22 protein-coding genes and 1 pseudogene are annotated in these 26,122 nt (G+C 63.6%); 18 read left to right on the forward strand and 5 right to left on the reverse strand.

Annotation, left to right across the window (positions count from 1 at the left end; genetic code table 11):
- The first annotated feature begins 23 nt into the window (after positions 1–23).
- From hydA to ACQ4W6_RS05065, 4 genes and pseudogenes are all read left to right on the forward strand, one after another.
- Positions 24–1,415, forward strand: a complete 1,392-nt coding sequence (hydA, locus tag ACQ4W6_RS05050) for a dihydropyrimidinase (protein ID WP_436566092.1) — start codon at positions 24–26, stop codon at positions 1,413–1,415.
- A gap of 14 nt (positions 1,416–1,429) precedes the next feature.
- Positions 1,430–2,665, forward strand: coding sequence for a Zn-dependent hydrolase (locus ACQ4W6_RS05055; RefSeq protein WP_436566093.1), 1,236 nt, complete (start codon positions 1,430–1,432; stop codon positions 2,663–2,665).
- 47 nt (positions 2,666–2,712) lie between these two features.
- The gene (locus ACQ4W6_RS05060) at positions 2,713–4,101 is read left to right on the forward strand and encodes a tetratricopeptide repeat protein (protein WP_436566094.1); all 1,389 of its coding nucleotides are present in this window, start codon (positions 2,713–2,715) and stop codon (positions 4,099–4,101) included.
- 38 nt (positions 4,102–4,139) lie between these two features.
- Positions 4,140–4,274, forward strand: a pseudogene (locus ACQ4W6_RS05065) (Zn-dependent hydrolase); the annotation flags it as partial.
- A gap of 20 nt (positions 4,275–4,294) precedes the next feature.
- Here ACQ4W6_RS05065 and ACQ4W6_RS05070 read toward each other — a convergent pair.
- The 3 genes from ACQ4W6_RS05070 to ACQ4W6_RS05080 form a co-directional block, all read right to left on the reverse strand.
- Positions 4,295–5,482 carry an ammonium transporter gene (locus tag ACQ4W6_RS05070; RefSeq protein WP_436566095.1) on the reverse strand — a complete coding sequence of 396 codons (1,188 nt, stop codon included), beginning with the start codon at positions 5,480–5,482 and terminating at the stop codon, positions 4,295–4,297.
- A gap of 232 nt (positions 5,483–5,714) precedes the next feature.
- Positions 5,715–7,475: an allantoate amidohydrolase gene (locus ACQ4W6_RS05075; protein WP_436566096.1), complete on the reverse strand. Its 1,761-nt coding sequence runs from the start codon at positions 7,473–7,475 to the stop codon at positions 5,715–5,717.
- A gap of 72 nt (positions 7,476–7,547) precedes the next feature.
- Positions 7,548–8,486, reverse strand: a complete 939-nt coding sequence (locus ACQ4W6_RS05080) for a LysR family transcriptional regulator (RefSeq protein ID WP_436566097.1) — start codon at positions 8,484–8,486, stop codon at positions 7,548–7,550.
- Between the two features lie 132 nt (positions 8,487–8,618).
- Here ACQ4W6_RS05080 and ACQ4W6_RS05085 point away from each other — a divergent pair, with 132 nt between their 5' ends.
- The 14 genes from ACQ4W6_RS05085 to ACQ4W6_RS05150 all read left to right on the forward strand — a co-directional run bounded on the left by ACQ4W6_RS05085 (position 8,619) and on the right by ACQ4W6_RS05150 (position 24,527).
- Positions 8,619–9,845 (forward strand): urate hydroxylase PuuD, encoded by a 1,227-nt coding sequence (locus ACQ4W6_RS05085; RefSeq protein WP_436566098.1) that lies wholly within the window; start codon positions 8,619–8,621, stop codon positions 9,843–9,845.
- Positions 9,842–11,077 (forward strand): M20/M25/M40 family metallo-hydrolase, encoded by a 1,236-nt coding sequence (locus tag ACQ4W6_RS05090; RefSeq protein ID WP_436566099.1) that lies wholly within the window; start codon positions 9,842–9,844, stop codon positions 11,075–11,077. The genes ACQ4W6_RS05085 and ACQ4W6_RS05090 overlap by 4 nt, the downstream gene beginning before the upstream one ends.
- A 54-nt stretch (positions 11,078–11,131) precedes the next feature.
- A complete protein-coding gene (locus tag ACQ4W6_RS05095) occupies positions 11,132–12,058 on the forward strand; it encodes a LysR family transcriptional regulator (RefSeq protein ID WP_436566100.1) in 927 nt (308 codons plus the stop codon).
- Between the two features lie 132 nt (positions 12,059–12,190).
- Positions 12,191–12,862, forward strand: a complete 672-nt coding sequence (locus tag ACQ4W6_RS05100) for a hypothetical protein (protein WP_436566101.1) — start codon at positions 12,191–12,193, stop codon at positions 12,860–12,862.
- A gap of 102 nt (positions 12,863–12,964) precedes the next feature.
- Positions 12,965–14,290 carry an MFS transporter gene (locus ACQ4W6_RS05105; RefSeq protein WP_436566102.1) on the forward strand — a complete coding sequence of 442 codons (1,326 nt, stop codon included), beginning with the start codon at positions 12,965–12,967 and terminating at the stop codon, positions 14,288–14,290.
- 9 nt (positions 14,291–14,299) lie between these two features.
- Positions 14,300–14,977: a DUF2848 domain-containing protein gene (locus ACQ4W6_RS05110; protein WP_436566103.1), complete on the forward strand. Its 678-nt coding sequence runs from the start codon at positions 14,300–14,302 to the stop codon at positions 14,975–14,977.
- 4 nt (positions 14,978–14,981) lie between these two features.
- On the forward strand, positions 14,982–16,325 hold the full coding sequence (locus tag ACQ4W6_RS05115) for an amidase (protein WP_436566104.1): 1,344 nt from the start codon (positions 14,982–14,984) through the stop codon (positions 16,323–16,325).
- 96 nt (positions 16,326–16,421) lie between these two features.
- Positions 16,422–17,828 (forward strand): paraquat-inducible protein A, encoded by a 1,407-nt coding sequence (locus tag ACQ4W6_RS05120; protein ID WP_436566105.1) that lies wholly within the window; start codon positions 16,422–16,424, stop codon positions 17,826–17,828.
- Positions 17,821–19,449 carry a PqiB family protein gene (locus ACQ4W6_RS05125; RefSeq protein ID WP_436566106.1) on the forward strand — a complete coding sequence of 543 codons (1,629 nt, stop codon included), beginning with the start codon at positions 17,821–17,823 and terminating at the stop codon, positions 19,447–19,449. Before ACQ4W6_RS05120 ends, ACQ4W6_RS05125 begins: the two co-directional genes overlap by 8 nt.
- Positions 19,446–20,042 carry a PqiC family protein gene (locus ACQ4W6_RS05130; RefSeq protein ID WP_436566107.1) on the forward strand — a complete coding sequence of 199 codons (597 nt, stop codon included), beginning with the start codon at positions 19,446–19,448 and terminating at the stop codon, positions 20,040–20,042. Before ACQ4W6_RS05125 ends, ACQ4W6_RS05130 begins: the two co-directional genes overlap by 4 nt.
- A gap of 53 nt (positions 20,043–20,095) precedes the next feature.
- Positions 20,096–20,497, forward strand: a complete 402-nt coding sequence (locus ACQ4W6_RS05135) for a DUF2946 domain-containing protein (RefSeq protein ID WP_436566108.1) — start codon at positions 20,096–20,098, stop codon at positions 20,495–20,497.
- Positions 20,498–20,577: 80 nt separating this feature from the next.
- Positions 20,578–22,710, forward strand: a complete 2,133-nt coding sequence (locus ACQ4W6_RS05140; protein WP_436566109.1) for a TonB-dependent receptor family protein — start codon at positions 20,578–20,580, stop codon at positions 22,708–22,710.
- Positions 22,711–22,726: 16 nt separating this feature from the next.
- Complete coding sequence (locus ACQ4W6_RS05145; RefSeq protein WP_436566110.1) at positions 22,727–24,055, forward strand: PepSY-associated TM helix domain-containing protein; 1,329 nt, start codon at positions 22,727–22,729, stop codon at positions 24,053–24,055.
- Between the two features lie 88 nt (positions 24,056–24,143).
- Positions 24,144–24,527, forward strand: a complete 384-nt coding sequence (locus ACQ4W6_RS05150) for a hypothetical protein (protein WP_436566111.1) — start codon at positions 24,144–24,146, stop codon at positions 24,525–24,527.
- 14 nt (positions 24,528–24,541) lie between these two features.
- Here ACQ4W6_RS05150 and pcaD read toward each other — a convergent pair whose 3' ends face one another.
- Entirely contained in the window at positions 24,542–25,324 is a 783-nt protein-coding gene (gene pcaD / locus ACQ4W6_RS05155) for a 3-oxoadipate enol-lactonase (protein ID WP_436566112.1), read from the reverse strand.
- A gap of 9 nt (positions 25,325–25,333) precedes the next feature.
- Positions 25,334–26,119 (reverse strand): 1,6-dihydroxycyclohexa-2,4-diene-1-carboxylate dehydrogenase, encoded by a 786-nt coding sequence (locus tag ACQ4W6_RS05160; RefSeq protein WP_436566113.1) that lies wholly within the window; start codon positions 26,117–26,119, stop codon positions 25,334–25,336.
- Positions 26,120–26,122 lie beyond the last annotated feature (3 nt).

Raw genomic sequence — 26,122 nt, forward strand, 5'->3', positions numbered from 1 at the left:
CGACTAAACGAGGAGACAGCAATATGACTACACTGATACGTGGCGGCACCGTCGTCAACGCCGACCGTGCGTTCCGTGCCGATGTACTGATTGAAGGCGATATCATCGCTGCCGTCGGCGAGAACCTGCCGGTGCCCGTTGGCGCCACCGTGATCGACGCGGGCGGCCAGTACGTGATGCCGGGCGGGATCGATACGCATACGCACATGAATTTACCCTTCATGGGCACGGTGACGGCCGACGATTTTTTCACTGGTACGGCGGCCGGCCTGGCAGGCGGCACCACCACCATCATGGACTTTGTCATCCCGGCCCCAAAGCAGTCGCTGATCGAGGCCTATCACCAGTGGCGCGAATGGTCGGCCAAGGCAGCGGGCGACTACACCTTTCACGTGGCGATTACCTGGTGGAGCGAGCAGGTACATGAAGAGATGGGCATTCTCGTGCGCGAACATGGCGTCAACAGCTTCAAGCACTTCATGGCCTACAAGAACGCCATCATGGCCGACGATGAAACCCTGGTGAAAAGCTTTACCCGTTCGCTGGAGTTGGGTGCGCTGCCTACCGTGCATGCGGAAAACGGCGAGCTGGTGTTCCAGTTGCAGCAATCCTTGCTCAAGAAAGGCATCACGGGGCCGCAGGCGCATCCGCTGTCGCGGCCACCGGCCGTGGAAGCGGAAGCGGCCAACCGCGCCATCGCCATTGCCAACGTCCTCAACACGCCCGTGTACATCGTGCACGTTTCGTGTGCAGAGTCGCTCGATGCCATTACGCGGGCGCGGGCGAATGGCCAGCGCGTGTATGGCGAAGCGCTGGCGGGCCACCTGGTGATCGACGACAGCGTGTATCAGAGCGATGATTTCGATTTCGTGGCGGGTCATGTCATGAGTCCGCCGTTTCGCGGCAAGCACCATCAAGCGGCCCTGTGGCATGGTCTGCAGAGTGGCAACCTGCACACGACAGCCACCGACCACTGCACCTTTTGCGCCGAACAGAAGGCGGCGGGCAAGCAGGACTTCACGCGCATCCCGAACGGCTGCGGCGGCGTCGAGGAGCGCATGGCCGTGGTGTGGGACGCGGGCGTCAATTCGGGCATGCTGACGCCATCCGAATTCGTCAAGGTCACCTCCACCAATGCGGCACAGATCTTCAATATGTATCCGCGCAAGGGCGTCATCGCCGTGGGCAGTGATGCCGACATCGTGTTGTGGGACCCGCAAGGCACGCGCACCATTTCTGCCGCCACGCAGTTCGCCAAAGGAGGCTTCAATGTCTTCGAAGGGCGCAGCGTGCGCGGCATCCCCAGCACCACGATCGCTGCTGGCAAGGTGGTGTTCCACAAGGGCGAATTGATGGCCGTCGAGGGAGCGGGGCGCTATGTGCAGCGCCCGGCTTTCTCTGCGGTCACGGCATGAAAAAGGAGAGTGGCATGAGTGAACTGAGGATCAATGGCGAACGCCTGTGGGCGGCCCTGATGGAGCTGGCAAAAATCGGCGCCACGCCCAAGGGCGGCGTCAAGCGCCTGGCCCTGACGGACCTGGACAAGCAGGGGCGCGACCTGGTGGTGGGGTGGGGCCGCGAAGCAGGAATGAGCATCACCATCGACCAGATCGGCAATGTTTTCATGCGCCGCGACGGCACGGACAATACCTTGCCGCCCGTGATGACGGGCAGCCATATCGATACCCAGCCCACGGGCGGCAAGTTCGATGGCAATTACGGCGTGCTGGCGGGCCTGGAAGTGGTGCGCACCCTGAATGACTTGAAAATCAAGACGCAGGCACCCATCGAGGTGGCCTTCTGGACCAATGAAGAAGGCTCTCGCTTCGTGCCCGTGATGATGGGTTCCGGCGTCTTCTGCGGCGCCTTTTCCCTGGAGACTGCGTACGCGGCGAAAGACACGGAAGGCAAGACCGTAGGCGAGGAGTTGGCGCGCATCGGCTACAAAGGCGAACAGGTGCCGGGCGATCATCCCATCGGCGCCTATTTCGAGACGCATATCGAGCAGGGCCCGGTGCTGGAAGATGCGGATAAAGTCATCGGCGTGGTGCCGGCCGTGATGGGCCTGTCCTGGTATGACTGCGTGGTGACGGGCATGGAAGCGCACGCGGGACCGACGCCAATGGGACTGCGCAAGGATGCGCTGCAGGTGGCCACTGGCATCATGCAGGAAGTGGTGGCGATTGCCAACCGCTATCCGCCGTATGGGCGCGGCACGGTGGGCATGGTGCAGGTGTTTCCGAATAGCCGCAACGTGATTCCCGGCGAAGTGAAATTCAGCATCGACCTGCGCAATGTGAGCGATGAATTGCTCAACACTATGCACGGCGAAATCACGGCCTTCATTGATGCCACCCGCGACAGGACGGGACTCGGCATCACGCTAGAGCGCGTGTCCTACTACCCGCCATGCCCCTTCCACCCGGACTGCGTGGGCGCCGTGCGCAACGCCACGGAAAAGCTGGGCTACTCCGTGATGGACGTGGTCTCCGGCGCCGGCCACGACGCCATTTACGCGGCTAGATTGGCGCCGGCCGGCATGATCTTCGTGCCCTGCAAGGATGGCATCAGCCACAATGAAATCGAGGATGCCAAGCCCGAACACCTGGAAGCGGGCTGCAATGTGCTGCTGCACGCGATGCTGGAACGGGCCGTGGCCGTGTAGGCGGGGCAGTGCTATGCTGGGCGCCTCGACACAGCATGGCACTTTCGATGAGCATTCCCGATACTGATATTCGCCAGGCCGCCCTGCTTGCCATGCAGGGCGGCACCCTGCTGGCAGCCGGCGATGTGGCCGGTGCCGAGGCCAGCTTCCAGCTGGCGCTGGCGCACCATCCTGATGATGTTGTCGCCCTATCCAACCTGGCCTGGATGCGCGGGCAAACGGGTGCGCTGCAGGATGCCGAAGCGTACTACCGGCGCGCGCTGGCGCAATCACCCGATGACGTGCATCTGCTGCAAAACCTGGCTGCGCTGTTGATGCAGTGCAGGCGCTTGGCCGAGGCCGAGCGTATCAAGCGCAGGGTGCTGGCGTTGGCGCCGGAGCTGTTTTCAGCCTGGTCCAATCTGGGCGTGCTGCTGGCCTGCGCCCAGCGCGAGACAGAGGCGGAATCCTGCTACCGCCGCGCCATCGCACTCGATCATGGCTATGCAAACGCGCGCTACAACCTGGCCTATTTGCTGCTGCGCCAGGGCCGACTGACCGAAGGCTGGCAGATGCTGGAGGCGCGGCCACAACCGTCTGCGTTTGCCGACTATTTCCGCTTCCCGCGCTGGCAGGGCGAAGCGCTGGCCGGCAAGTCGCTGCTGATCTGTCCGGAGGCGGGCATGGGCGACATGCTGCTCTTTTGCCGCTATGTGCCGCTGCTCAGGCAACTGGGCGCGGCCAAGGTGAGCGTGCTGTGCCATCCACCGCTCAAGGCCCTGCTGCAAACCCTGCCCGGCATCGATCGCGTGCTGGCCATAGGCGAAGCCGTGCCGGCCGAGGGCTGGGACTATTGGGTGGCAGTGCTGAGCTTGCCGGGCCTGTGCGGCACGACCCTGGAAACGATACCGGTACCTGTGCCGTACTTGCAGGCGCAGCCGTCAGCCGCGGACGCCTGGGCCGCGCGCCTGTCGCCTGCATCGCAGCACACACCGCTGCGCGTGGGCCTGGCCTGGAAAGGCAATCCCGCGTTTGAAAACGATGGCGAGCGCTCGCTGCCATCGCTCGATGTGCTGGCGCCCTTGGGCGCCGTCGCGGGGATCCAGTTCCTCAGCCTGCAGAAGGGCGCGGGCGAGGATGAGATGTCGGCCGCGTTGTCTTTGGCGGGCGGCGCTGCGGCACTGGGCGACATGGCCGACACGGCGGCCCTGATCGCCAGCCTGGACCTGGTCATCAGCGTCGACACCGCCGTGGCGCACCTGGCTGGCGCGCTGGGCAAGCCATGCTGGGTGCTGCTGCCCGACTACCGCGCCGACTGGCGCTGGATGGCGGGGCGCAGCGACAGCCCCTGGTATCCGTCGATGCGCCTGTTCCGCCAGCCCTCGCTCGGCGGCTGGGCGCCGCTGATCGCGCACCTGGCCGGGGAATTGGAGCGCTGGCAGCGCAGCGGAGACTGAATCAAACCGGCTTGCTCTGGAAGTTGTGCAGGAAAGCCAGCAGCGCGGGCCACGACGCCATCTACGCGGCCTGTCTGGCGCCGGCCGGCATGATCTTCGTGCCCTGCAAGGATGGCATCAGCCACAATGAAATCGAAGACGCGATGCTCGAGCGCGCCGGCATCGACGGGTAACTGGCGTCGCCCGGCGGGGATTAGTCCGGCGTGGAGCTGATTTTATGGATGGACAGGTCGGCACCGTCGAATTCCTGTTCGGCGTCGAGGCGGATGCCGACGGTTTTTTTCAGCAAGCCGTAGATGACGATGCCGCCGGTGACGGCGATGCCGATGCCCAGCGCGCTGCCGATCAGTTGCGCCATGAAGGAGACGCCGCCCATGCCGCCCAGCGCCTTGCTGCCGAAGATGCCGGCCGCCAGACCGCCCCAGGTGCCGCACAGGCCGTGCAGCGGCCAGACGCCCAGCACGTCGTCGATTTTCCATTTGTTCTGTGTCCAGGTGAACATCCAGACGAAGATGGCGCCGGCGATGCCGCCGGTGATCAGGGCGCCCAGCGGGTGCATCAGGTCGGAGCCGGCGCACACCGCCACCAGACCGGCCAGCGGGCCGTTGTAGACGAAGCCCGGATCGTTTTTACCCATCAGCAGCGCCACCAGGGTGCCGCCGACCATGGCCATCAGGGAATTGACGGCGACCAGGCCGTTCATCTTGTCCAGCGTTTGCGCGCTCATGACGTTGAAGCCGAACCAGCCCACGGTGAGTATCCAGGCGCCCAGCGCGAGGAAGGGGATGTTCGATGGCGGGTGCGCGGCGATGGCGCCATCCTTGCTGTAGCGGCCGCGCCGCGCACCCAGCAGCAGCACGGCCGGCAGGGCCACCCAGCCGCCCACGGCGTGGACCACGATGGAGCCGGCAAAGTCGTGGAATTCGGCGCCGAAGACGCTGTGCAACCAGTCCTGCACGCCGAAGCGGTGGTTCCAGGCGATGCCTTCGAAGAAGGGGTAGACCAGGCCGACCAGCACGGCGGTGGCCGCCAGTTGGGGATAGAACTTGGCGCGCTCGGCGATGCCGCCGGAGATGATGGCGGGGATGGCCGCTGCGAAGGTCAGCAGGAAGAAGAATTTGACCAGTTCGTAGCCGTTCTTGGCGCTGAGGACTTCGGCGCTGGAAAAGAAGTTGGCGCCGTAGGCGATGCTGTAGCCGACGAAGAAGTAGGCGATGGTCGAGACGGCGAAGTCGACGAGGATTTTGACGAGGGCGTTGACCTGGTTTTTCTTGCGCACCGTGCCCAGTTCGAGAAAGGCGAAACCGGCGTGCATGGCCAGGATCATGATACCGCCCAGTAAGATGAAGAGGGCGTCGGCGCCATTTTTAAGTGCATCCATGCGAACTAGTTTCCCGGTAATTGTGCAGCATTGAATTAATGCTACAAACTAAAGCAAGATCCGTTCCATTTTGGTGCGAATTTGTAGTCGCTTGTTTCTTAAGGGGAAAATTTTTTGGCAACGATTCTGCCGTCCGGGGGGTGCACTGTTATTGTGCGTATTTTCGCCCTGATTTGGGGCGCGGCGGCGCTGAAAAAACGCCGCTGCCCGGCCCAAGGCGGCGGCGCCCGCGTCAGGGCCGCTCTTCGGCACAGAAGTTGCGCAGGAAGGCCAGCAGGGCTCGCGCCGCGATGTCGGCATCGTCGGCCGTCATGGTTTCCAGCGGGTTGTGGCTGATGCCGCCATTGCCGCAGCGGGTAAACAGCATGGCCACGTCGGTGATGGCGGCCATGGCCATGGCGTCGTGGCCGGCGCCCGACAGCAGCGCATATGGTTCGATGCCGACGGACGCCACGGCTTGTGCCAGTTGCGCCATCAGCCATGGCGCGCACGGCGCGGCGCGCGCCGACAGCAGCAGCTCCAGCTGATAGTCGATCTGGCGCCGGGCGCAGATGGCGGCGATGCCATCGAGAACATCGTCAACGGCCCTCTGGCGCACAGCATCGCTTGCAGCGCGGATGTCCAGGGACAGCGTGCAGGCGCCGGCGATCACGTTGACCGAACCGTTGGGCACCAGCAGTTGCCCCACCGTGCCCACCAGCGCCTCGCCCTGATTGCAGCGCTGCTCCACCAGCAGGATGATTTCGGCGGCCGCGCTGGCCGCATCGCGGCGCATTGTCATGGGTGTGGTGCCTGCGTGGCTGGCCACGCCACTCAGGCTGACCAGGTAGCGCGAGCTGCCGGCAATCGCCGTGACGATGCCCAATGGCAGGTCGCGTTCGAGCAGCACGGGGCCCTGCTCGATATGCACTTCCACGTAGCCCAGCAAGTCGGCCGGATCGCGCGCGATCGCGCCGATGGCGGTCGCCTCGTGTCCGGCAGCGGCCAGCGCCTCGCGCATGCTTGTGCCATCCGTATCAACCTGCTCCAGCAGCGAGACATCGAACTTGCCCGTGACGGCCGTGCTGCCCAGGAAGGTACTCTTGAAGCGCACGCCTTCCTCTTCGGCGAAGCCGACGATCTCGAAGTGGAACGGCAGTTTTTCGCCCCGTTCGTGCAGGTAGCGCACGACGGCAATCGGCAGCACGATGCCCAGGCGCCCGTCGTACTTGCCGCCGTTGCGCACCGTGTCGTAATGCGAGCCTGTCATCAGGGTTTTCGCACCGGGCGTGTCGGACAGATAGCGTCCGACGACATTGCCGACGGCGTCGACATGCACCTGCATGCCGGCGTCTGTCATCCAGGCAGCCAGTTGTGCAGCCGTTTTCTGGTGCGCCGGCGTCAGGTAGGCGCAGGTCAGGTTGTAATCGCTATCGCTCCAGCCGGCCAGGGTTTCCGCGTGCTGCATGATGGCCGGGCCGAAGTCCAGGCGCACGTCGAACAAGTCATTGAGGCGCAGCTCGGCGATGCGCTTGATCTGCCGCAGCGATTCGGCCAGTTCCTCGGCGCGCCGGTTTTTCAGGCGCCGTGCAAAGGTGGCCATGATGTCCTGGCGTGTCAGGCCTTCGCCCGTCGGACCCTTGACGGCGAGGATGAAGGGAAAGCCGAACTTGGCGTTGTATTCGGCATTCAGGCGCTGCAGGGTGGCAAATTCTTCGGCGCTGCACAGGTTCAGGCCGGATTTGGCTTGCTCGCGCGTCGATTCGGCTGTCAGCTGTCCCGCGATGGCGGCCTTGCCGGCCAGTTCCGGGTGGGCGCGTATCAACCCAAGCTGCTCTTCGGGCGAAGCTTGCGCCAGCACGCGCTGCAGTTCCGTCTTGAGCGCCGTCAGGCTGGCAAACGGTATGGCCATGGCGGCCCGCTGGGCGATCCAGGGCGAGTGTTCATAGATGCCATGCAGCTGCTCGATGAAGCGCGCCTGGCTGCTGGCGTTCAGGTCTGAAAGGGTAGTCATGGTTTTCCGATCATGCAAGCGGTGATGATAGCGCCCGTTCTGGCGTCCATTATATGCGCGCGCTGATAGCGCCTATCGCTGAACCAGCGCCTTGGCCGCGGCGCTGACCTGGTCGCGCAGCCATTTGTGCTCAGGCGCCTGGTGCACGCGCTGGTGCCATAGCTGGTAAAAGCGCATGGGCGGGAATTTCAAGGGCACGGTATAGGTTTTCAGCGCCAGCGTCTTCTCATAGAAGCGCATGAACTGGCGGCCCGTGGTCAATACCAGGTCGGTCTGCGTCAGCATGTAGGGGATCAGGCCGAAGTACGCTGATTCCACCACCACGTTGCGCTGCAGGTTTTGCCGCTCAAGGAAGGAGTCGATCACGCCGTGGTAACCGGGCATCATCTGCGATGGCGCCACGTGGGGCAGGCTCAGGTAATCGTCCAGGGTCATGGCGTCGCTGGCAGTGCGCCGCGCATAGGCGTTTTCCGCATGCATGGCGCAGATGATAGGGTCTTCGAACAGCTTCGAGATGTGCAAATGGGCGGGCGGTTCATCCCAGTTGGCGATGACCAGGTCCAGGCCCCCATCGGACAATTGGCGGATATGATCGATGCCCGGCCCCAGGCTGTGCAGCACGACGCGGCTTTTCGGTGAGCCGCGGCGCAGCAGCGCCACCACGTTGGGCAGGAACTGGCTGTCCAGGTAGTCGGGCGCGGCGATATGGAAAGTGCGCGCTTCTTCCTGCGCCACGAAAGGCGTCTTCTTGATGAACAGGCTTTCCGTCTGGTCGAGGATCCGCTTGGCCGGATTGAGCAGGCTTTCGCCGTGCTGGGTGGGCACCATGCCGCGCGCGCCGCGTACCAGCAGCGGATCGCCCGTCAGTTCGCGCAACTTGCGCAGAGAGGCGGAAATCGATGGCTGCGGTTGATTGAGTTTCAGCGCCACGCGCGAGACATTCTTTTCCACCAGCAGCAGGTAGAGGATGCGGATCAGGTGCAGATCGAGGTGTTGCGGCAGGCTGGACATGTGGTGGCGGCTCTGTTGTATATCGAATTGAATATGTCAAATATACGATATTTTTCATGTGATGGGCGGTAAATCCGTTTATCTTGTGTAGATTGGCGCGAATATTTGGTTCGGTCTGACTAGAGGAAATTTATGGAAGTATTTGCCTACCTGATTCCGTACGGCCTTGAATGGCTGAACCTGATCGTCCGCTGGCTGCACGTCATCACGGGCATCGCCTGGATCGGTGCTTCCTTTTATTTCGTCTGGCTCGACAACTCGATACGCCCGCCGGCGCCCGGTTCGGCGCTGGCGAAAAAAGGCGTGTCGGGCGAACTGTGGGCCGTGCATGGCGGCGGCTTTTACAATCCGCAAAAATACCTGGTGGCCCCAAGCGAACTGCCGAAGGAACTGCACTGGTTCAAGTGGGAAGCATATTCCACCTGGTTGTCCGGCTTTGCGCTACTGACGATTGCCTATTACTTCAATGCCCAGGCCATGATGATCGACAAGTCCGTGGCGGACATTTCCAGTGGCCAGGCCGTCGGCATCGGCATTGCCACCCTGGTCATCGGCTGGACCGTGTACGACCTGCTGTGCCGCTCCAGGCTGGCCCAGTACGAATTGTGGTTCGGCGTGACGGTATTCGCGCTGATCGTCGGCGCCGCCTATGTGCTGACGCATTTGCTCAGTGGGCGCGCTGCATATATCCACGTCGGTGCCATGATCGGCACCATCATGGTGGCCAATGTGCTGATGCTGATCATTCCTGGCCAGCGCAAGATGGTCGAGGCCATGGCCGCCGGCAAAGTGCCCGACCCCAGGCATGGCCTGAAAGCCAAGCAGCGCAGCGTGCATAACAATTATTTCACCTTGCCCGTGCTGTTCATCATGATCAGCAACCACTACGCGATGACCTACCGCAACGACCATGCCTGGCTGGTGCTGGCGCTGATCATGGCGGCCGGCGTCTTCATTCGCCACTTCTTCAACCTGCGCCACAAGGGCAGGGTAGAGTGGCGTTATCCGGCCATCGGCGTGGCTTTGCTGGTCGCCGTGGCCGTGGCCATTGCGCCCAAGGCGCCGGTGGCTGCAGCGCCAGTGGCAGACCCCGCCGCCGAATTCACGGCCGTGCAGGCCATCATCACGCAACGCTGCGCCACCTGCCACTCGGCGCACCCGACGCAGCCGGGCTTTGCGACGGCGCCATCGGGCATCATGCTTGACAACGAGGTACTGATACGCCAGCACGGCGCGCAAATCTACAAGCAGGCCATCGAGCTGAAGGCCATGCCGATCGGTAACCTGACAAACATGACGGAAGCGGAGCGCACCCAGGTGGGAGCATGGCTGCAACATACAATGCAAGGAGCAAAATGACAACGCGCGCGGAACACATCACAGCCTGGATCGACGCCCATTTCGACGAGGAAGTCGCTTTCCTGCAAAAGGTGGTGCAGCAGCCGACGGATACGCCGCCCGGTAACAACGCGCCGCACGCGGAGCTGGTGGCGCAACTGCTGCAGGCGTATGGCTGGCAGGCCGAAAAACACGCCGTGCCGACGGACCAGGTGGTAGCGTATGGCATGCAGAGCATCACCAATCTGATCGTGCGCCGCGCATATGGGCCGGGCGGGCCGACCGTGGCCTTGAATGCGCATGGCGATGTGGTGCCACCGGGCGACAACTGGACGTATCCGCCGTATGGCGGCCAGATCGACGGCGGCTACATGTATGGCCGCGCGACGGCCGTATCGAAAGGCGATTTCGCCACCTATGTCTTTGCCGCGCGCGCATTGGAGGCGCTGGGCATACCGCTAAAGGGCCAGCTGGAACTGCACTTCACGTATGACGAGGAATTCGGCGGCTTGCTGGGGCCGGGCTGGCTGCTGGAGCAAAACCTGACGAAGCCCGACTTCGTCATCGCGGCCGGTTTCACCTATGGCATCGTCACTGCGCACAACGCCTGCCTACAGCTGGAAATCACCGTGCACGGCAAGTCGGGCCACGGCTCCATGCCCGAAACTGGCCATGACGCGCTGCAGGCGGCCAGCAAGATCCTCAACGCCATCTACGGCCAGTTGCCGGAACTGAAAAAGATCAAGTCCAAGGTGGCCGGTATCGACTCGCCTACCATGCTGGTGGGACGCATCGACGGCGGTACGAATACCAATGTGGTGCCGGGCAAGGTGGTCATGAAAATGGACCGGCGCATGATTCCGGAAGAAGATCCAGTGGCGGTGGAGGCACAGGTGCGCGCGCTGATCGAAGACGCCGTGCGGGGCGAGCCGGGCATCCGCATCGAGATCCGCCGCCTGCTGCTGTCGCATGCGCTGCGGCCCTTGCCAGGTTCCGAAAAGCTGGTCGACAGCCTGCAAAAGAATGCGCAAGCCATCCTGGGCGAAACCATCCCCGCCGTCGGCACGCCGCTGTATGCGGATGCGCGCCTGTATGGCGAACGGGGCATCCCGGCAGTGCTGTATGGCGCAGGCCCACGCACGGTACCCGAATCGAATGCGAAGAAGGCTGACGAGCGCCTGGCGCTGGACGACTTGCGCCGTGCCAGCAAGATCGTCGCCCTGACCTTGCTCGATTTTCTGACGGAGAAATAGGCGCCGTGCTTTGCCTTACAATGGGGTGAACACTCACAGTGAAGAAGAGCCCCATTGAATACCCGTTTTCTCGAAGCGTTTGTCTGGGCCGCGCGGCTGGGCAGCTTCCGCACGGCGGCCGACAAGCTGCACATCACGCAAGCGGCCATTTCCAACCGCATCGCCTCGCTGGAGCAGGATTTCGGTACGCGCCTGTTCGACCGCGAGGCGCGTGAAATCCGCCTGACTTTCGCCGGACGCAACCTGCTGGTATATGCCGAACGCATGCTCGAACTGTGCCGCGACATGTATGCGGCCAATTCCTCGCCCGCGCAGATCACGGGGGAAGTGCGCATTGGCGTCATCGAAACCATCGTGCATACCTGGCTGATTCCATTTTTGCAGCGTGTGCAGGAACGCTATCCGGGTATCGAAATTCAATTGACGTCCGAATCGACGCGCCGCCTGCACGAGCAGCTGCAGCAGGGCGAACTCGATATCGCACTGCAGACGGACATGCTGACGGGCGACCATATCCGCAGCACGGGCAGTGGCGCCATCGCCATGGGCTGGGCGGGTAGAAAGGCCGACTGGCCCGATACGGGCGTGCCGTTCACGGTGGCGCAGCTTGCCGAGCACCCCATCATCACCATGAACCGCGGCTCGCAACCACATTCGGCGCTGAAAGCGCTGTGCCAGGACGAGGGCGTGCAGCTGGGCCGCGTGCACTGCGTCAGCTCGATTTCCGCCATCGTGAGGCTGGTCAAGGCGGGCTTCGGCATCGCCGTGCTGCCCCTGGCGCCTCTGCGCGAGGAAATCGAACAGGGCAACATCGCCCTGATTGCCTGCACCAGTACCTTGGCGCCGCAGCGCATCGTCATCAGCTATAGCGAAGATATCACCACGGAAGCGATTCAACTGGTGGCCATGCTGGCCTGCGAGGAGGCGGCCAGGTTCACGCTGGGCCTGGATGAAGCCTATGGGGCCGGGACGCGGACATGACAATAAAGTGCTTGTTGTCGCCTCAACCCACAAGAAAAACTTATCAGTCGCGTTCAGAATAACCCGTTTGCCAAGCAGTTGGGCGCCACCTATCCTAGGTTTGCCCCCACTCATAACGTAAACGGATCCATCATGACGACGTCCCCTATCACCTTGCCCGGCATCCTGTTTGTCTGGACCAGCGCCGACCCGGAACACGAACTCGATTTCAACCGCTGGTATGACCGCGAACACGTGGAAGAACGCGTGCGCATTCCCGGCTTTGTCAGCGGTACGCGCTACCAGAGCGTGCGTGGTCCCCGCAAATACCTGGGCTTGTACCGCACCGTTTCGCTCGATGCCTTCCAGACGCCTGATTATTTCAAGGCATTTGGCCAGCAGACGCCGTGGTCGGTGACTAATCTGCAGCGCATGGTTGACCCGATGCGCCGCGTCTGCGCCATCGAGGCGGAAACGGGCATGGGCACGGGCGCTTGGCTGGCCGTGCTGCGCCTGGGCGCGCAAGCCATCGGCCAGGATGCCGAGGCGGTGGTCGGCATGGCGGCGCTGGGTACGACATTGCTGCAGATCGACGGCGTTATTTCCACGCGCTTGCTGACGCCCGACGCGAACCTGTCCGGCCCCCTGCAGGCGGAACAGAAGGAAGGCCGCGTGCTCGATCCGATTTTCCTTATCGACGCATCATCGGAAGCTGCAGCAGTGGCGGCGGTAAACGAAGCCAGCGCGCTGGGCCTCGATGCGGCAGAAGCGGCCATTTTGCAACTGTCCTGGCAACTGCGCGAGGCCGACCTGCAAGCCGCGTAAAGCTCCTGTTGCCGGAACGCCCATAACACGAGACACGGACCATGGCGCAGGGCACAGTATCGTGCGCCGGGTCTGCAATAAAACTGACGAGAGAGGTAGGCAATGACCACATATACAAAGGCAAGCACTGCGCGCCCGGCTGCACAGGCGCCGGGTGAAAAATCCAAGACGGGCCGCCTGGCCACGGCTAGCATGGTCGGCACGACCCTGGAATGGTATGACTTCACCGTCTATAACACCATGGCCGCGCTGATTTTCAACCATCTGTTCTTTCCTTCATTCGATCCGTTGACGGGGACCATCCTGGCCTTTTCCACGTATGCGGTGGGCTATATCTCGCGTCCCATCGGCGGCGTGATCTTCGGCCACCTGGGCGACAAGCTGGGACGCCGCTGGGTGCTGGTGGTGACCCTGATGCTGATGGGCGTGACGACCGGCTTGATGGGCCTTCTGCCCACCTACGCGACGGCCGGCATCTGGAGTCCGATCCTGCTGGTGGCGCTGCGCTTCGTGCAGGGCATTGCGCTTGGCGGCGAATGGGCGGGCGCCGTGCTGATCTCCGTCGAACACGGGGCTGCGGACAAGCGTGGCCGCAACGCCTCGTGGACGCAGGTGGGGCCGTCGTTCGGTACCTTGCTGGCGACGGGCTGCATCGGCCTGATCACGTATCTGCTGCCGCACGAAGCGTTCATGGACTGGGGCTGGCGCATGCCGTTCATCGCCAGCCTGCTGCTGGTGGCCTTCGGCATGTGGATACGCAGCGGCATCGAGGAAACGCCATTGTTCAAGGAACTCGACCAGCACGATGCGAAGGCCGAAGCACCGATCGGTGACGTGCTGCGCATTTACTGGCGCCGTTTGCTGATCGCTGGCGGCGTACGTATCGGTTCGGACGTGCTGTATGCGCTGGTGGTGGTGTTTACCCTGACGTATGTGACGACGGTGCTGCATTTGTCATCGACCCTGGCCCTGACGGCCATCATGATCGGCACGGCCTGCAATGCGCTGGCAGTGCCCCTCTTTGGCGCGCTGTCGGACAAGGTCGGCCGCCGCCCAGTGTATGCGCTGGGCGCCGTGCTGGGCCTGGTGTGGGCGTTTGCCTTCTTTACCTTGCTCGATACGGCCAGCCCGGCTGCCATCGTCACGGCCGTCGTGGTGGGTTTGATCATTCACGCCATCATGTATGGTCCGCAAGCAGCCTTCGTCATCGAGCAGTTCCCCACCAAGGTGCGCTATGCGGGTTCCTCGCTGGCCTATACCCTGGCCGGCGTCATCGGTGGTGGCTTCGCGCCCCTCATCATCGCCAGCCTGTACCGCTCATATAACAGCACCATGGCCGTCTCGCTGTACGTGGCGGCGGCCTTGCTGATCACGGGCGCTGCCGTTTTCGCGGCAAGAGAAACGGGCCGCAGCCCATTGGAAGAGTAAGAGGAAATCATGACAACACTGAGTTTTCAACTGGCCGGGCATGGCCCCGTCACTTTCGACATCGACAACCTGATCATCGCCGGCTGGACCGGCCGCGACATGGCGATGGTCGAACACCATATCGCCGAACTGGAAGCCATCGGCGTGGCGCGCCCCAAGAAAGTGCCGACGTTCTACCGCGTGGCAGCAAAGCTGCTCTCAAGCGACGCGGCCATCGAAGTACCGGGCATGGATTCGTCCGGCGAGGCTGAATTCGTGCTGTTCTCCACCGAATACGGCTTGCTGGTGGGGATCGGTTCGGACCACACGGAGCGCAAGGTGGAAAGCTATGGCGTGACGGTATCGAAGCAGATGTGCGGCAAACCAGTGGGCGATACCCTGTGGCGCTACGCCGACGTGGCCGGCCACTGGGATCAATTGCAGATGCGCTCCTGGCGTGAGCGCGATGGCGTACCGGCCCTGTACCAGGATGGTCCGGTGACGCGCATGCTGTCGCCCGAGGACCTGATGCAGCGCTACACGGGGCAGGCCAGCCTGCCCGTGGGTAGTGCCATGTTTTGCGGTACGCAGCCCATCATCGGTGAAATGGGCCATGGCGACGCCTTCGAGCTGGAGCTGTATGATCCAGCCTTGCAGCGCCGCCTGCAGCACCGCTATGCCGTGCAAACCCTGCCCGTGGAAGGATAACGCAATGACCAAGACCATTCGTGAACTGGCGGCCGACCTGGCCGCTGGCCGCATCACCAGCGTGGAACTGACGCAGCGCATGCTGGCGCGCGCCGAGGCGCACCGCGCACAGGGCGGTTTCGCCTACATCAGCCTCGATGGCGAACAGGCGCTGATGGAGGCGCGTGCCAGCGACGCGGCGCGCGCCGCCGGCTGGGTTCCTTCGCCACTGGCGGGTATCCCCCTTTCCATCAAGGACTTGTTCGACGTCAAGGGGCAAGTCAGCAGCGCCGCCTCGCAGGCGCTGGCCGACGCGCCGCCAGCGCCTGCCGATGCCGCTGCCGTGGCGCGCCTGCGGGCGGCCGGCGCCGTCTTGCTGGGCCGTACCAACATGAGCGAATTTGCATTCTCAGGCCTGGGCCTCAATCCCCATTACGGCACGCCGCGCAACCCGCAGGACCGCGCGCGCGTGGCCGGCGGTTCTACTTCGGGTGGCGCCGTGACGGTTGCGCTGGACATGGCAGCCGGCGCGCTGGGCACGGATACGGGCGGCTCGATCCGCATCCCGTCCGCCTTTTGCGGCTTGACTGGCTTCAAGCCGACGGCGGCGAGCGTGTCGCTGGCAGGCACGGTGCCCCTGTCGCGCTCTCTCGATTCGGCTGGTCCCATCGCGCGCAGCGTCGATTGCTGCGCGATTATGTATGCGGCACTGTCTGGCCAGGATATTGCCGATAACGCACCGGCCTTGAAAGGCCTGCGCTTCGGCTTTACCACCGATTTCGTGGGCGCCAATGTCGAGCCGCAGGTACAGCAGGCTTTTGACCGCGCGCTGGATAAATTGCGCGCGGCCGGCGCGCGGGTAGAGCAGTTCGATTTCCCCGAGTTGCTGGAACTGCCGGGTATCAATGGCGGCGGCGGCCTGGTGGCGGCCGAAGCCTGGCATTGGCACCGGACGCTGCTCGATGAAAAGGGTGCGCAGTACGACCAGCGCGTGGCGGCGCGCATCCGCCGCGGCCAGCAGCAGGGCGCGGCTGACTACATCGACCTGCTCGATGCGCGCGCACGCCTGATCGCCATCGCAGAGCAACGCCTGGCGCCGTTTGACGCCTGGCTGATGCCCAGCGTGGCCATCGTGGCGCCGCAGATCGCGCCCCTGGAGGCCGATGACGCCACCTTCTTCGCCACCAATGGACTGGTGCTGCGCAACGCCAGCGTGATCAACTTCCTCGACGGCTGCGCGCTGTCGCTGCCTTGCCACTCCGGGGGGCAATTGCCGGTGGGGCTGGGCATCTGCGGCCTGGCGGGCAAGGATGAACGGGTGCTGCAAATTGGCCGCGCGGTGGAGGCGCTATTGGGCACACGTGAATAAATAGTGCTGCAGTGCAGGAAAATGCCGAGTATGTAATATGATGGCTGGCATTGACATGGGATAGTCGCGCTTCCTCGCGCCGCCAAACTTCACACTGTGCACCGATACGACCTGATTAGCTGTCATGACTGCGGCGTGCTATACCGCAAACGTCCGCTGCGTCCACGCGAAAAGGCGCGCTGCATCCGTTGCCGCTCGGTGCTGTATCGCGCCGCGCCAGGCCGGGCCGCGCCAGGCCACGCCGCCTCCGCAGGCCTGGACAAGGTGGTGGCGCTCACCTTGGGCGCCGCCTTTGTCTTCCTGATTGCCCAGTTTTTTCCCATCGTCGAACTCGATGTCAATGGCCTGACGTCCAGCGCCACCTTGCTCGGCTCCATCCGCGTGCTGTGGTCCGAGCAGATGCAGGTGGTGGCGACGATGGTCTTCCTGTTTACCATCCTCTTTCCCGCCGTCGAACTCGGTTCCTTGCTGTATGTGGCGCTGGGCTTGCGTGGAGGCGTCAAGGTGCCCGGCTTTAACCGCGTGCTGCGCGCCGTGCAGACGGCGCGCGAGTGGGGCATGACGGAAGTGCTGATGATCGGCATCCTGATCACCGTCGTCAAGATGACCAGCATGGCCACCGTGGTGCCGCAACCGGGGCTGTTCGCGTTTGGCGCATTGACCCTGTTGCTGGCCATCGTCGTCTCGTTCGACCCGAAGGCACTGTGGAACCTGGGCGACGATCTGACGCGGCAAGCGATGCCAGGCATCCGCTACAAGGCTTTTTCGCCAGGCGAGCGGGTGGTGCCCTGCCATGCCTGCGGCCTGGTGGCGCCCCCACTGATCAAGGGCAAACAGTTTGGCGGCGCGCTTGATGCGGCTATGGGAACGGCCCCCCCACTGATCAAGGGCAAACACCTGCTGTGCGTGCGTTGCGGCACGGCGCTGCACGTGCGTAAACCAAACAGCATCAACCGTACCTGGGCCTTGCTGATCGCCGCCATGATCCTCTACATTCCGGCTAACCTGCTGCCCGTCATGGTCACGTATTCGCTGTTTGGCGCGCAAAATGACACCATCATGAGCGGCGTGGTGCTGTTCTGGACCAGCGGTTCGAAGGGCCTGGCCATCATCATTTTCATTGCCAGCGTGGTCGTGCCGATGCTCAAGCTGGGCGTGCTGGCGCTGCTGGCCTGGACGGCGCAGCGGCGCTCACGCTGGCGGCCGCGCCAGCGCACCATCTTGTACCGCATGGTCGAATTCATCGGCCGCTGGTCCATGCTCGATATCTTTGTCGTCACCCTGACGGTAGCGCTGGTGCGCTTCAAGTCGCTGGCGGTGATCACGGCAGGTCCTGGCGCGCTGGCCTTTGGTGCCGTGGTGGTGCTGACGATGCTGGCGGCGATGCAGTTCGACCCGCGCCTGATCTGGGACCCCGTCGACGAGCAGGCACCCGGCGAGGAAGAACCCGTGGTGATGGCAAATACCGGAAACAATACAGTGATTGGAGAACAGCATGTCTGACAAGGAAGCCGGTGATCTTGCCGAAACGGGCGCACGGCAATGGCCCGAACCCGATGTGGAACAGGGTAGCCGCTGGCTGCCGTCGCTGGTGTGGCTCATTCCGCTGCTGGCCGCGCTGATCGGCGCCGGCCTGGCCGCCAAGTCCATCCTCGACCAGGGGCCCACGGTGACGGTCAGCTTCAATAGTGCCGAAGGGCTGGAGCCGGGCAAGACCAAGGTCAAGTACAAGGATGTCGACATCGGCCAGGTGCGCGCCATCACCCTCGATGACGACTTGAGTAAGGTGCTGGTGACGATAGACATGAGCAAGGAAGCGCGCCGCTTCGCCACCGTGGATTCGCGTTTCTGGGTGGTACGCCCGCAGATCGGCGCCAGCGGCGTGACGGGCCTGGGCACTTTGCTGTCGGGCGCGTATATCGGCGCCGACACGGGCAAGTCTGAAGCCAAAAAAGACAATTTTCTCGGCATGGAGACGCCGCCTGCGATTGCCGGCGACCAGAAGGGCAGGCTGTACACCCTGCATGCGGAAAGCCTCGGTTCTGTCGATGTGGGCTCGCCCCTGTTCTTCCACCGCCTGCGCGTGGGCAAGGTAGTCAGCTTCGCGCTGGACAAGGACGGCAATGGCATCACCATGTCGGTCTTCGTGAATGCGCCGTATGATCAATTCGTTGGCAAGAATGCGCGCTGGTGGCATGCCAGTGGCGTTGACGTGCGCCTCGATTCCAATGGCTTTAAATTGAATACGCAATCCCTGGCCGCCATGCTGGTGGGCGGCATCGCTTTTGAGGCGGAAAACGGCCGCAAGCCGGAGGACCCGGCACCTGCCGGTACCAGCTACCGCCTGGCAGCCGACGAGGCTAGGGCCATGCGCGAACCCGATGGTGAAGCCATTACCAGCGTATTTTATTTCGACCAGTCGCTGCGCGGCCTGCAGCCCGGCGCCACGGTGGACTTCCGCGGCATCGTGCTGGGCGAGGTGCGCTCGGTGGGTATCGAATTCGATCCGGTGAAAAAGAATTTCCGCATGCCCGTCACCGTCAATCTGTATCCGGCCCGCCTGGGCATGCGCTTCAAGACGGCCGTCGATGACGCGGAAGGCTCGGCCGGCCATCAACTGCTCGAACGCATGGTCAGCCGCGGCTTGCGCGCCCAGCTGCGTACGGGTAATCTTCTCACCAGCCAGTTGTATATCGCGTTGGACTTCTTCCCGAAAGCGCCGAAGGTGGTGCTGGAGCTGAACAAGTATCCGCTGGAGGTGCCGACTGTGCCCAATACCCTCGATGAACTGCAGACGCAGATCGCCAGCATTGCCCGCAAGCTGGACCAGGTGCCCTTTGCCGAGATCGGCAACAACCTGAACGCCACCATCAAGCAGGCCAATACCCTCTTCAAGCAGCTAGATGGCCAGGTGGTGCCGGAAATGCGCGATACGCTGACGGCAGCGAAACAGACTTTTGGCACGGCTGAACAAGTGCTGCAAAAGGATTCGCCGCTGCAGTCCGATGTGCGCCAGGCTTTGCAGCAGCTGACGCAAACCCTGCAATCGCTGAACGCCCTGTCGGACTACCTGGAACGCCACCCTGAGTCCCTGATCCGCGGCAAAAAAGGAGATGAAAAATGATGAAGCCTATTTTTGCGGCGCTGATGGCGGCCGTCTTGCTGGGCGCTTGCTCCACGCCCCAGCCCGAGCATTTCTATACCCTCAGCGGCGGCGCCGACGCGCTGCCGGCCAAGCCCGTTAAATACTATGTCGAGGTGCTGGCCGTCAGCGTGCCGCAGCAGGTGAGCCGCAGCCAGTTCGTGGTGACGGCGCCGTCGGGCCGCATCGAACTGCTGGAGCAGCAGCGCTGGGCGGGGCCGCTGGCTGGCGAGATCGGCCAGGCACTGTCCACCGCCGTGACGAACGACCTGGGCGCCATCGATGTATTCCGCACGCCGCACCCCGACGATCTGCCCGTGTACCGCATCAGCACCAATGTGCAGCGCTTCGAATCGGTGATGGGACAGTACGCGCTGATCGACGCCGTCTGGAGCGTGCGCCAGCTGGCCGGCAACAAGGTGGTCACATGCCGCACGGTGGCCAATGAAAAAACCGGCGCCGGCTACGACGAACTGGTAACGGGCCACCGCCGCGCCGTCGGCCGTATCGCCGCCGACATGGCCACTGTCGTGCGCGGCTTCGACGGCGGCAACGCCGCCTGCCCGGCTGTCTGAGCCGCTTTCAGCTACCCAGCTCCGGCGGCCGCTGGTAAAATGCCACCATGGGAATGAACACACTCACACGCCGCTGCGCCGCCTGGATCGCCTGTTTCGCGATCCTGCTGGCGGCGCTTGCGCCGTCGATTTCCCAGGCCATCGCCAATGCCAAGCAGGAATCGGGCTCCGGCTGGGCGGAAATCTGCTCGGTGGCCGGCATCCGTTTTGTCCAGGTTGTCCAGGTCGATGACGTCGCCAAGGAAGGCAGCAAGTCCGGCGGCAAGTCCATGCAGATGGAGCATTGCGCCTTCTGTTCCACGCATGCGGGTTCAGTGGGCTTGCCGCCCAGCCCCGTGCTGCCGCTGCCCGTCGCCAGCGGCACGGCTATCTTGCCCGCGCTGTACTACCAGTCTCCCGCACCGCTGTTCATCTGGTCCACCGCGCAGTCGCGCGCTCCGCCCGCTCTCGTCTAGGTTTTTGCACTCTCCTGCTTGCGCTGTCCGCCTTCTGGCATGACGCGTCGCATCCGTACACTTACTTAGCCGAGAATCACATGAACGAACAATTTCAAGCCCGGCACCTGGCGCCGTGCATCGCTGCGGCCATCACTTTGGCTTTCCCTTGCGCGCAGGCGCAGCAATCCGACCACGAAATCGACACCGTCGTCGTCTCCGGCTCGCGCGCGCAATCGTGGCTGTCCGAGACGCCACAGGCGATCGGCGTCGTCAATGCCAAGACACTGGAACGCGACAAACCCAAGACCATGGGCGATATCCTCAACCGCATCGCCGGCGTGTACTGGAATGACCTGGGCAACGAGCAGCACAGCATGAGCATCCGCCAGCCCATAGGCACGAATGCCGTCTATCAGTACCTGGAAGACGGCATTCCCATCCGCCCGCTGGGCGTGTTCAACCACAACGCGCTCAACGAGATGAATATGGCGGGCGCCAGCGCGGTGGAAGTAGTGAAGGGCGCTGCTTCCTCGCTGTACGGCAGCAATGCCGTGGGCGGCGCTGTCAATTTCCTCACGGCCAGCGCCAGTACGGCACCAATGGCCAAGGTGGGCCTGCGGCGCGACAACGTGGCAGGCTTCACCCGTTACGACACCACTGCCAGCGATACCTGGGGACCGCTGGGATTGCGTTTTTCCCATTACAGTTCGCGCCGTGCGCGCGACAACTGGCAAGAGTACAGCTATGGCGACAAGGATTCGTTCTCGCTGCGCGCCGACTATGCGCTCAATCCCACCTCGCAGCTGCGCGCCACCCTCGTGCACACGGATCTCGATGCGGCCATGACGGGCAGCCTGTTTGAAAACGATTATCGAAATGATCCTGGCAAGAGCCTGAACACCTTCACCTACCGCAAGGACAAGACCACGCGCATGAATGTGGCGTGGGAGGGGGCGACAACAGCCAACGGCACGAGCACCGTCACCGTCTTCACGCGCAAGAACGACCATGGGCAAATTCCTGCCTATTCCATCGGCAGTTGCGCGGGCATGCTGTGCAAGGGCGTCAGCAACAACAACCACGTCGATTCGCTGGGCCTGGACGTCAAGCACCAGCACAATTTCGCCTGGATGGATGCGCGCCTGATCGCCGGCGTGTATGTGGACAAGAGCGACAATCTCTTCGTCAGCGACAACCTGTCCATCGTGCGCGATGCCGCCACCGGCAGATATCTGCGCTACACCCTGGCCAATGCCAGTAACCCGCTGGGCGTGCGCGACTACCAGACGGATATTCTCAACACGGCCGTCTTCGCGCAGTGGGAACTCACGCCGCTGGCGGGCACGCGCGTGGTGATGGGCGGCCGTTCGGACGCCATTCGCTACGATTATCACAACAAGCTGGCGCCGGGCGGCAGCGTCAACTACGGCGCTCCGGACGAGTCGCGCAGCTTTTCACACGTCAGCCCGAAGCTGGGCGCTACGCATGCTTTAGGGCGCGCGGGGAGCGTGTACGCGAACGTGAGCCAGGGCTTCACACCGCCCGAAGTGAGCCAACTATATGGCAAGACGGGCATCGCCGACCTGCAGCCATCCGTGTACAACAATTATGAGCTGGGCTTGCGCTGGGCCTTTCTGCAGGGCCGTTTGAAGCTTGATACGGCCGTGTACCGGCTCGACGGGCGCGACACCATCGTCAGCTATACGGTTTCGCCGGGTAACAGCGAAAACCGCAATGCGGGCCGCACGCGCAGCCAGGGGCTGGAGTTTGGCCTGAACTACGATAGCGGGCCGTTCGATGCGCGCTTCGCCACGGCCATCGCGCGCCACCGCTACCTGCGCTACCAGGTCTCCTCCAGCCTCGACTACAGCGGGCGCGACATGCCGCAGGCGCCGCGCGATATCACCTCGTTCGAGATCGGCTACCGTCCCGTAGCTGGCGCGCGCGTGGCGTTTGAGGCGGTGCACCAGGGCCGTTACTGGATGAACAATGCCAACACGGTGGAATATGGCGGCCACGCCTTGCTCAATCTGCGCGCCAGCTATCAACTGGCGCGCGGTCTGGAAGCGTGGGCACAGGTGCGCAACCTGGCCGACAAACGCTATGCCGATTCGGCCAGCAGCAGCTATTCTGGCGTGGGCAGCTACGCGGCCAATACCCAGAACCAGTACACGCCCGGCGCGCCGCGCAGTGTGATGCTGGGCCTGTCCTATACCTGCAACGCACTGTGAGCGCGCCATGGACGATATGACTTTTCTCATCGCGCGCCGTAAAAGCCTGTACTGGCGTATCCACTTCTGGGCCGCGCTGATCGCTACGCCATTCGCCTTGCTGGCCACGCTGACGGGCATCCTGTACATATTCACGCCGCAGATCGAAACGGCGCTGTATGGCCACCTCGATCACGTGGCACCGCAGCGCGCCATGCTGCCGCTGGACGCCGCGGTAGCCGCCGCGGAAAAGGCGGCACCGCGTGGCTGGGCCGTGCAGAACGTGGTGCCGCCGTTCCAGGCGAACGACGCGGTGCAGGTGGCGTTTGCGCCGCCCGGCGGTGCGGCCGATAAACATGCTGGTCATGGCATGCCCGTTAAAGCAAGGCCGGTATTCGGCCTGCCTGCGCAAGCCATTGTCGTGTATGTGAATCCCTACGATGCGCGCGCGCTGGGCACCCTGGCCAGCGGCGAGCGTTTTGGCAACTGGGCCAAGAAACTGCATTCGCGCCTGCTGCAGAACGATGGCTGGCGCTGGATGATCGAGCTGGCGGCCAGCTGGCTGATGGTGATGCTGGTGACGGGCGTGATGTTGTGGTGGCCGCGTGGTGCCCAGTCGGGCTGGCCGAAGCGGGGCGTGCGGGGCCGCAATGGCTGGCGCCAGTGGCATGCCTTCCTGGGCGTGGCGCTGGGCTTGATCAGCATTGTCATTCTGGCCACGGGGCTGACCTGGAGCCAGCAGGCGGGCGGACGTATCCGCACGCTGCGCGACATCAGCGGCCAGGCGCCACCGCCCGTGCCGCGCGGCCTGCATTCAAGCGAGGATGCGAATGGCGGACCGCTCGATTGGCAAGGCGCGTGGCAGGTGGCGCGCCGCCACGCGCCCGCCATTGCCCTGCAGTTGACGGCGCCGGCCAGCCAGGACGATGTATGGCGCGCCACCATGGCCGACCGCAGCCGGCCCACCTTGCGCTTCGACCTGCAATTTGACGCCTACAGCGGCAAGCCCCTGTACTACGCGGGCTGGGAGGCGCAGACGGCGTTCGGCAAGGCGACGGCCATCGGTATTCCATTTCACCGCGGCGAATTCGGCTGGTGGAACCAGGCCTTGCTGCTGCTGTTCGGTGCCAGCGTGCTGTTCTCGCTGGTGTCGGGCTGGGTGATGTTTTTCAAGCGGCGTACAGCGGGAACCCTGGGTTTACCCAAGCTGCTGCCAGGCGCCTGGCGTTCGCCATCGCCGCTGGCCTGGCTGACGGCAGCATGCATGTGCGCGTTGATGCCGCTGCTGCTCATTTCCGGCTGCATGCTGATGTTGCTGGAACTGGCGTTGGGTGCGCATGGCCGGTGGCGGTCAATGGCGCGATGAAGGGCGTGGATGCGCAGCGTATTGCTGCGCTAGAATAAGGGGCGCGGCCAGGCTCGTTGCCACGGGCCGCCCCTTGAATGGCTGAACCATGTTATTTATTGATTTCCCCACCTTGTCCGCGCTGGCCGCCGCATCGGCCCGGATCGCGAAAAAATGCAGCTGCTGCACCGTGCCGCTGGCCGCCTGGCAGCGCTTGCCCACTACACTGGAACTGGACCGCTTCGAGGAGCTGGGCGCCTTGCGCGAAGACCCGTACGAGGAGCCGACGTTTGCCGAATACCATCCGCAGGGCACGCGCTACGACAGCGAGGATGCACCTATCGCGCCGCGCTACTACCCCGCGAACCTGAGTCAGGTGGCCCGCTGCCTGGACTGCGGCCGCCACTACCTGCGCTACAACGAGGCGGGCGGCTACTTCACGGAATTGCGCATCCGCGCGCTGCGTCCTGAAATGCTGGTCGATGTGCCGTGATGCGCTGAGGTTCCTTATCCGGCACGCAGGAAGTCCAGCAGCAACCCTGTAAACGCCAGCTCCGCTTCGATGTTCGACAGGTGCGATGCGTCGATGGTGGCAACGTCGGCATGGAAGATGGCTTGCTGCATCTGCATGGCATCGGCCACCGTGGTGACGGGATCGTCCTTGCCGGCGATGATCAGGGTGGGGGCGGCGATGACGTGGATGGTGCCGCGCAGGTCACTGATGGCCAGGGCGTCGCAGCATGCAGCGTAGCCCTCAGCGTTCTGGTCGCGCAGCCTGCCCAGCATGGCGGCGACGGTGGCGGGACGTGCGGCGATGAATTCCGGGGTGAACCAGCGTTCAGCGGCGCCCGCTGCGATGGCATCGAGCCCATCTTGGCGCACGGCTTGTGCGCGATTGCTCCATCCTTCCTGTGTACCTACTCTGCCCGCCGTATTGGCCAGCACCAGCTTGAGCAGGCGCTGCGGCGCATTGATGCCCAGCCATTGGCCCGTCACGCCGCCCATCGACAGGCCGCAGAAATGCGCTTGTGCGATCTGCAGATGGTCGAGAAGAGCCACTACATCCTGTCCCAATATCTGCATGCTGTAGGGGCCGGGTGGGCTGGCAGATGCGCCATGGCCGCGCGTGTCGTAGCGCAGCACGTGGAAGTGCGGTGCCAGCGCTTCGGCCTGCGCATCCCACATGGAGAGGTCGGTGCCGAGGGAGTTCGACAGCACCACGCAGGGCAGGTGCGGGTCGCCATCGCTACGGTAATGGCATTGGCTGCCGTTGATATCTGCTACAGGCATGTCGTTTCCTTATCCCTGGTCGCCGCCACCGACGGGCAGCACGCTGCCTGTGATGTACGACGCTTCATCCGAGGCGAGAAACAGGATCGCGCCCACTTGTTCGGCGATGCTGCCATAACGGTGCATGGCGCTGCTGGCGATGGTCTGGTCGACGATGCCCTGGTACCAGTGCTGTTCCTGTTCGCTCAGGGGCTTGGCGTTGCGGGGAATCGCGCGCGGCGGCGCTTCCGTGCCGCCGGTGGCGATAGCGTTGACGCGAATGCCGTGTTGCGCATGTTCCAGTGCCAGGCTCGCCGTCAGGGCATTCACGCCGCCCTTGGCTGCTGCATAGGGCACGCGGTAGATGCTGCGCGTGGCAATCGACGAGACGTTGACGATGGCGCCGCGGCCCTGTGCCAGCATGGCTGGCAGGACGGCGCGGCAGCACCACAGCGTGGGGAACAGTGAGCGGCGGATCTCTGCCTCGATCTGCTCTTCTTCATAAGCCTCGAATGGCTGTGCCCAGATGGTGCCGCCCACATTATTGACCAGTATGTCGACGCGGCCGAAGTCGGCCAGGGCGCAGTCGACCAGCTGGCGCGCGCCCGCAAAGCGCTCCAGGTCGACCTTGCAGACGCTGACCCGTGCACCCAGGGCGACGGCCTCGGCAGCCACCTGCTCGACCAGGTCGGCGCGGTCGGCCAGCACCAGTTGCGCACCCTCGGCCGCAGCGGCCAGGGCCACGCCGCGGCCGATGCCTTGCGCCGCGCCGGTGACCAGCATGACTTTGTCATGGAATCGTTGACGATTGTTCATTGT

Source organism: Janthinobacterium woesei (assembly GCF_051380875.1).
In the GTDB taxonomy this organism is placed as follows: Bacteria; Pseudomonadota; Gammaproteobacteria; order Burkholderiales; family Burkholderiaceae_D; genus Janthinobacterium.

Excerpts from the sequence above, each read along its gene's own strand:
- ACQ4W6_RS05070 (WP_436566095.1), bottom strand. The coding sequence starts at position 5,482 with ATGGATGCACTTAAAAATGGCGCCGACGCCCTCTTCATCTTACTGGGC.
- ACQ4W6_RS05075 (WP_436566096.1), bottom strand. The coding sequence starts at position 7,475 with ATGACTACCCTTTCAGACCTGAACGCCAGCAGCCAGGCGCGCTTCATC.
- ACQ4W6_RS05150 (WP_436566111.1), top strand. The coding sequence starts at position 24,144 with ATGTTATTTATTGATTTCCCCACCTTGTCCGCGCTGGCCGCCGCATCG.
- ACQ4W6_RS05145 (WP_436566110.1), top strand. The coding sequence starts at position 22,727 with ATGACTTTTCTCATCGCGCGCCGTAAAAGCCTGTACTGGCGTATCCAC.
- ACQ4W6_RS05140 (WP_436566109.1), top strand. The coding sequence starts at position 20,578 with ATGAACGAACAATTTCAAGCCCGGCACCTGGCGCCGTGCATCGCTGCG.
- ACQ4W6_RS05160 (WP_436566113.1), bottom strand. The coding sequence starts at position 26,119 with ATGAACAATCGTCAACGATTCCATGACAAAGTCATGCTGGTCACCGGC.
- ACQ4W6_RS05105 (WP_436566102.1), top strand. The coding sequence starts at position 12,965 with ATGACCACATATACAAAGGCAAGCACTGCGCGCCCGGCTGCACAGGCG.
- ACQ4W6_RS05060 (WP_436566094.1), top strand. The coding sequence starts at position 2,713 with ATGAGCATTCCCGATACTGATATTCGCCAGGCCGCCCTGCTTGCCATG.
- ACQ4W6_RS05090 (WP_436566099.1), top strand. The coding sequence starts at position 9,842 with ATGACAACGCGCGCGGAACACATCACAGCCTGGATCGACGCCCATTTC.
- ACQ4W6_RS05110 (WP_436566103.1), top strand. The coding sequence starts at position 14,300 with ATGACAACACTGAGTTTTCAACTGGCCGGGCATGGCCCCGTCACTTTC.
- ACQ4W6_RS05100 (WP_436566101.1), top strand. The coding sequence starts at position 12,191 with ATGACGACGTCCCCTATCACCTTGCCCGGCATCCTGTTTGTCTGGACC.
- ACQ4W6_RS05080 (WP_436566097.1), bottom strand. The coding sequence starts at position 8,486 with ATGTCCAGCCTGCCGCAACACCTCGATCTGCACCTGATCCGCATCCTC.
- ACQ4W6_RS05135 (WP_436566108.1), top strand. The coding sequence starts at position 20,096 with ATGAACACACTCACACGCCGCTGCGCCGCCTGGATCGCCTGTTTCGCG.
- ACQ4W6_RS05130 (WP_436566107.1), top strand. The coding sequence starts at position 19,446 with ATGATGAAGCCTATTTTTGCGGCGCTGATGGCGGCCGTCTTGCTGGGC.
- hydA (WP_436566092.1), top strand. The coding sequence starts at position 24 with ATGACTACACTGATACGTGGCGGCACCGTCGTCAACGCCGACCGTGCG.
- ACQ4W6_RS05125 (WP_436566106.1), top strand. The coding sequence starts at position 17,821 with ATGTCTGACAAGGAAGCCGGTGATCTTGCCGAAACGGGCGCACGGCAA.
- ACQ4W6_RS05085 (WP_436566098.1), top strand. The coding sequence starts at position 8,619 with ATGGAAGTATTTGCCTACCTGATTCCGTACGGCCTTGAATGGCTGAAC.
- ACQ4W6_RS05055 (WP_436566093.1), top strand. The coding sequence starts at position 1,430 with ATGAGTGAACTGAGGATCAATGGCGAACGCCTGTGGGCGGCCCTGATG.
- pcaD (WP_436566112.1), bottom strand. The coding sequence starts at position 25,324 with ATGCCTGTAGCAGATATCAACGGCAGCCAATGCCATTACCGTAGCGAT.
- ACQ4W6_RS05115 (WP_436566104.1), top strand. The coding sequence starts at position 14,982 with ATGACCAAGACCATTCGTGAACTGGCGGCCGACCTGGCCGCTGGCCGC.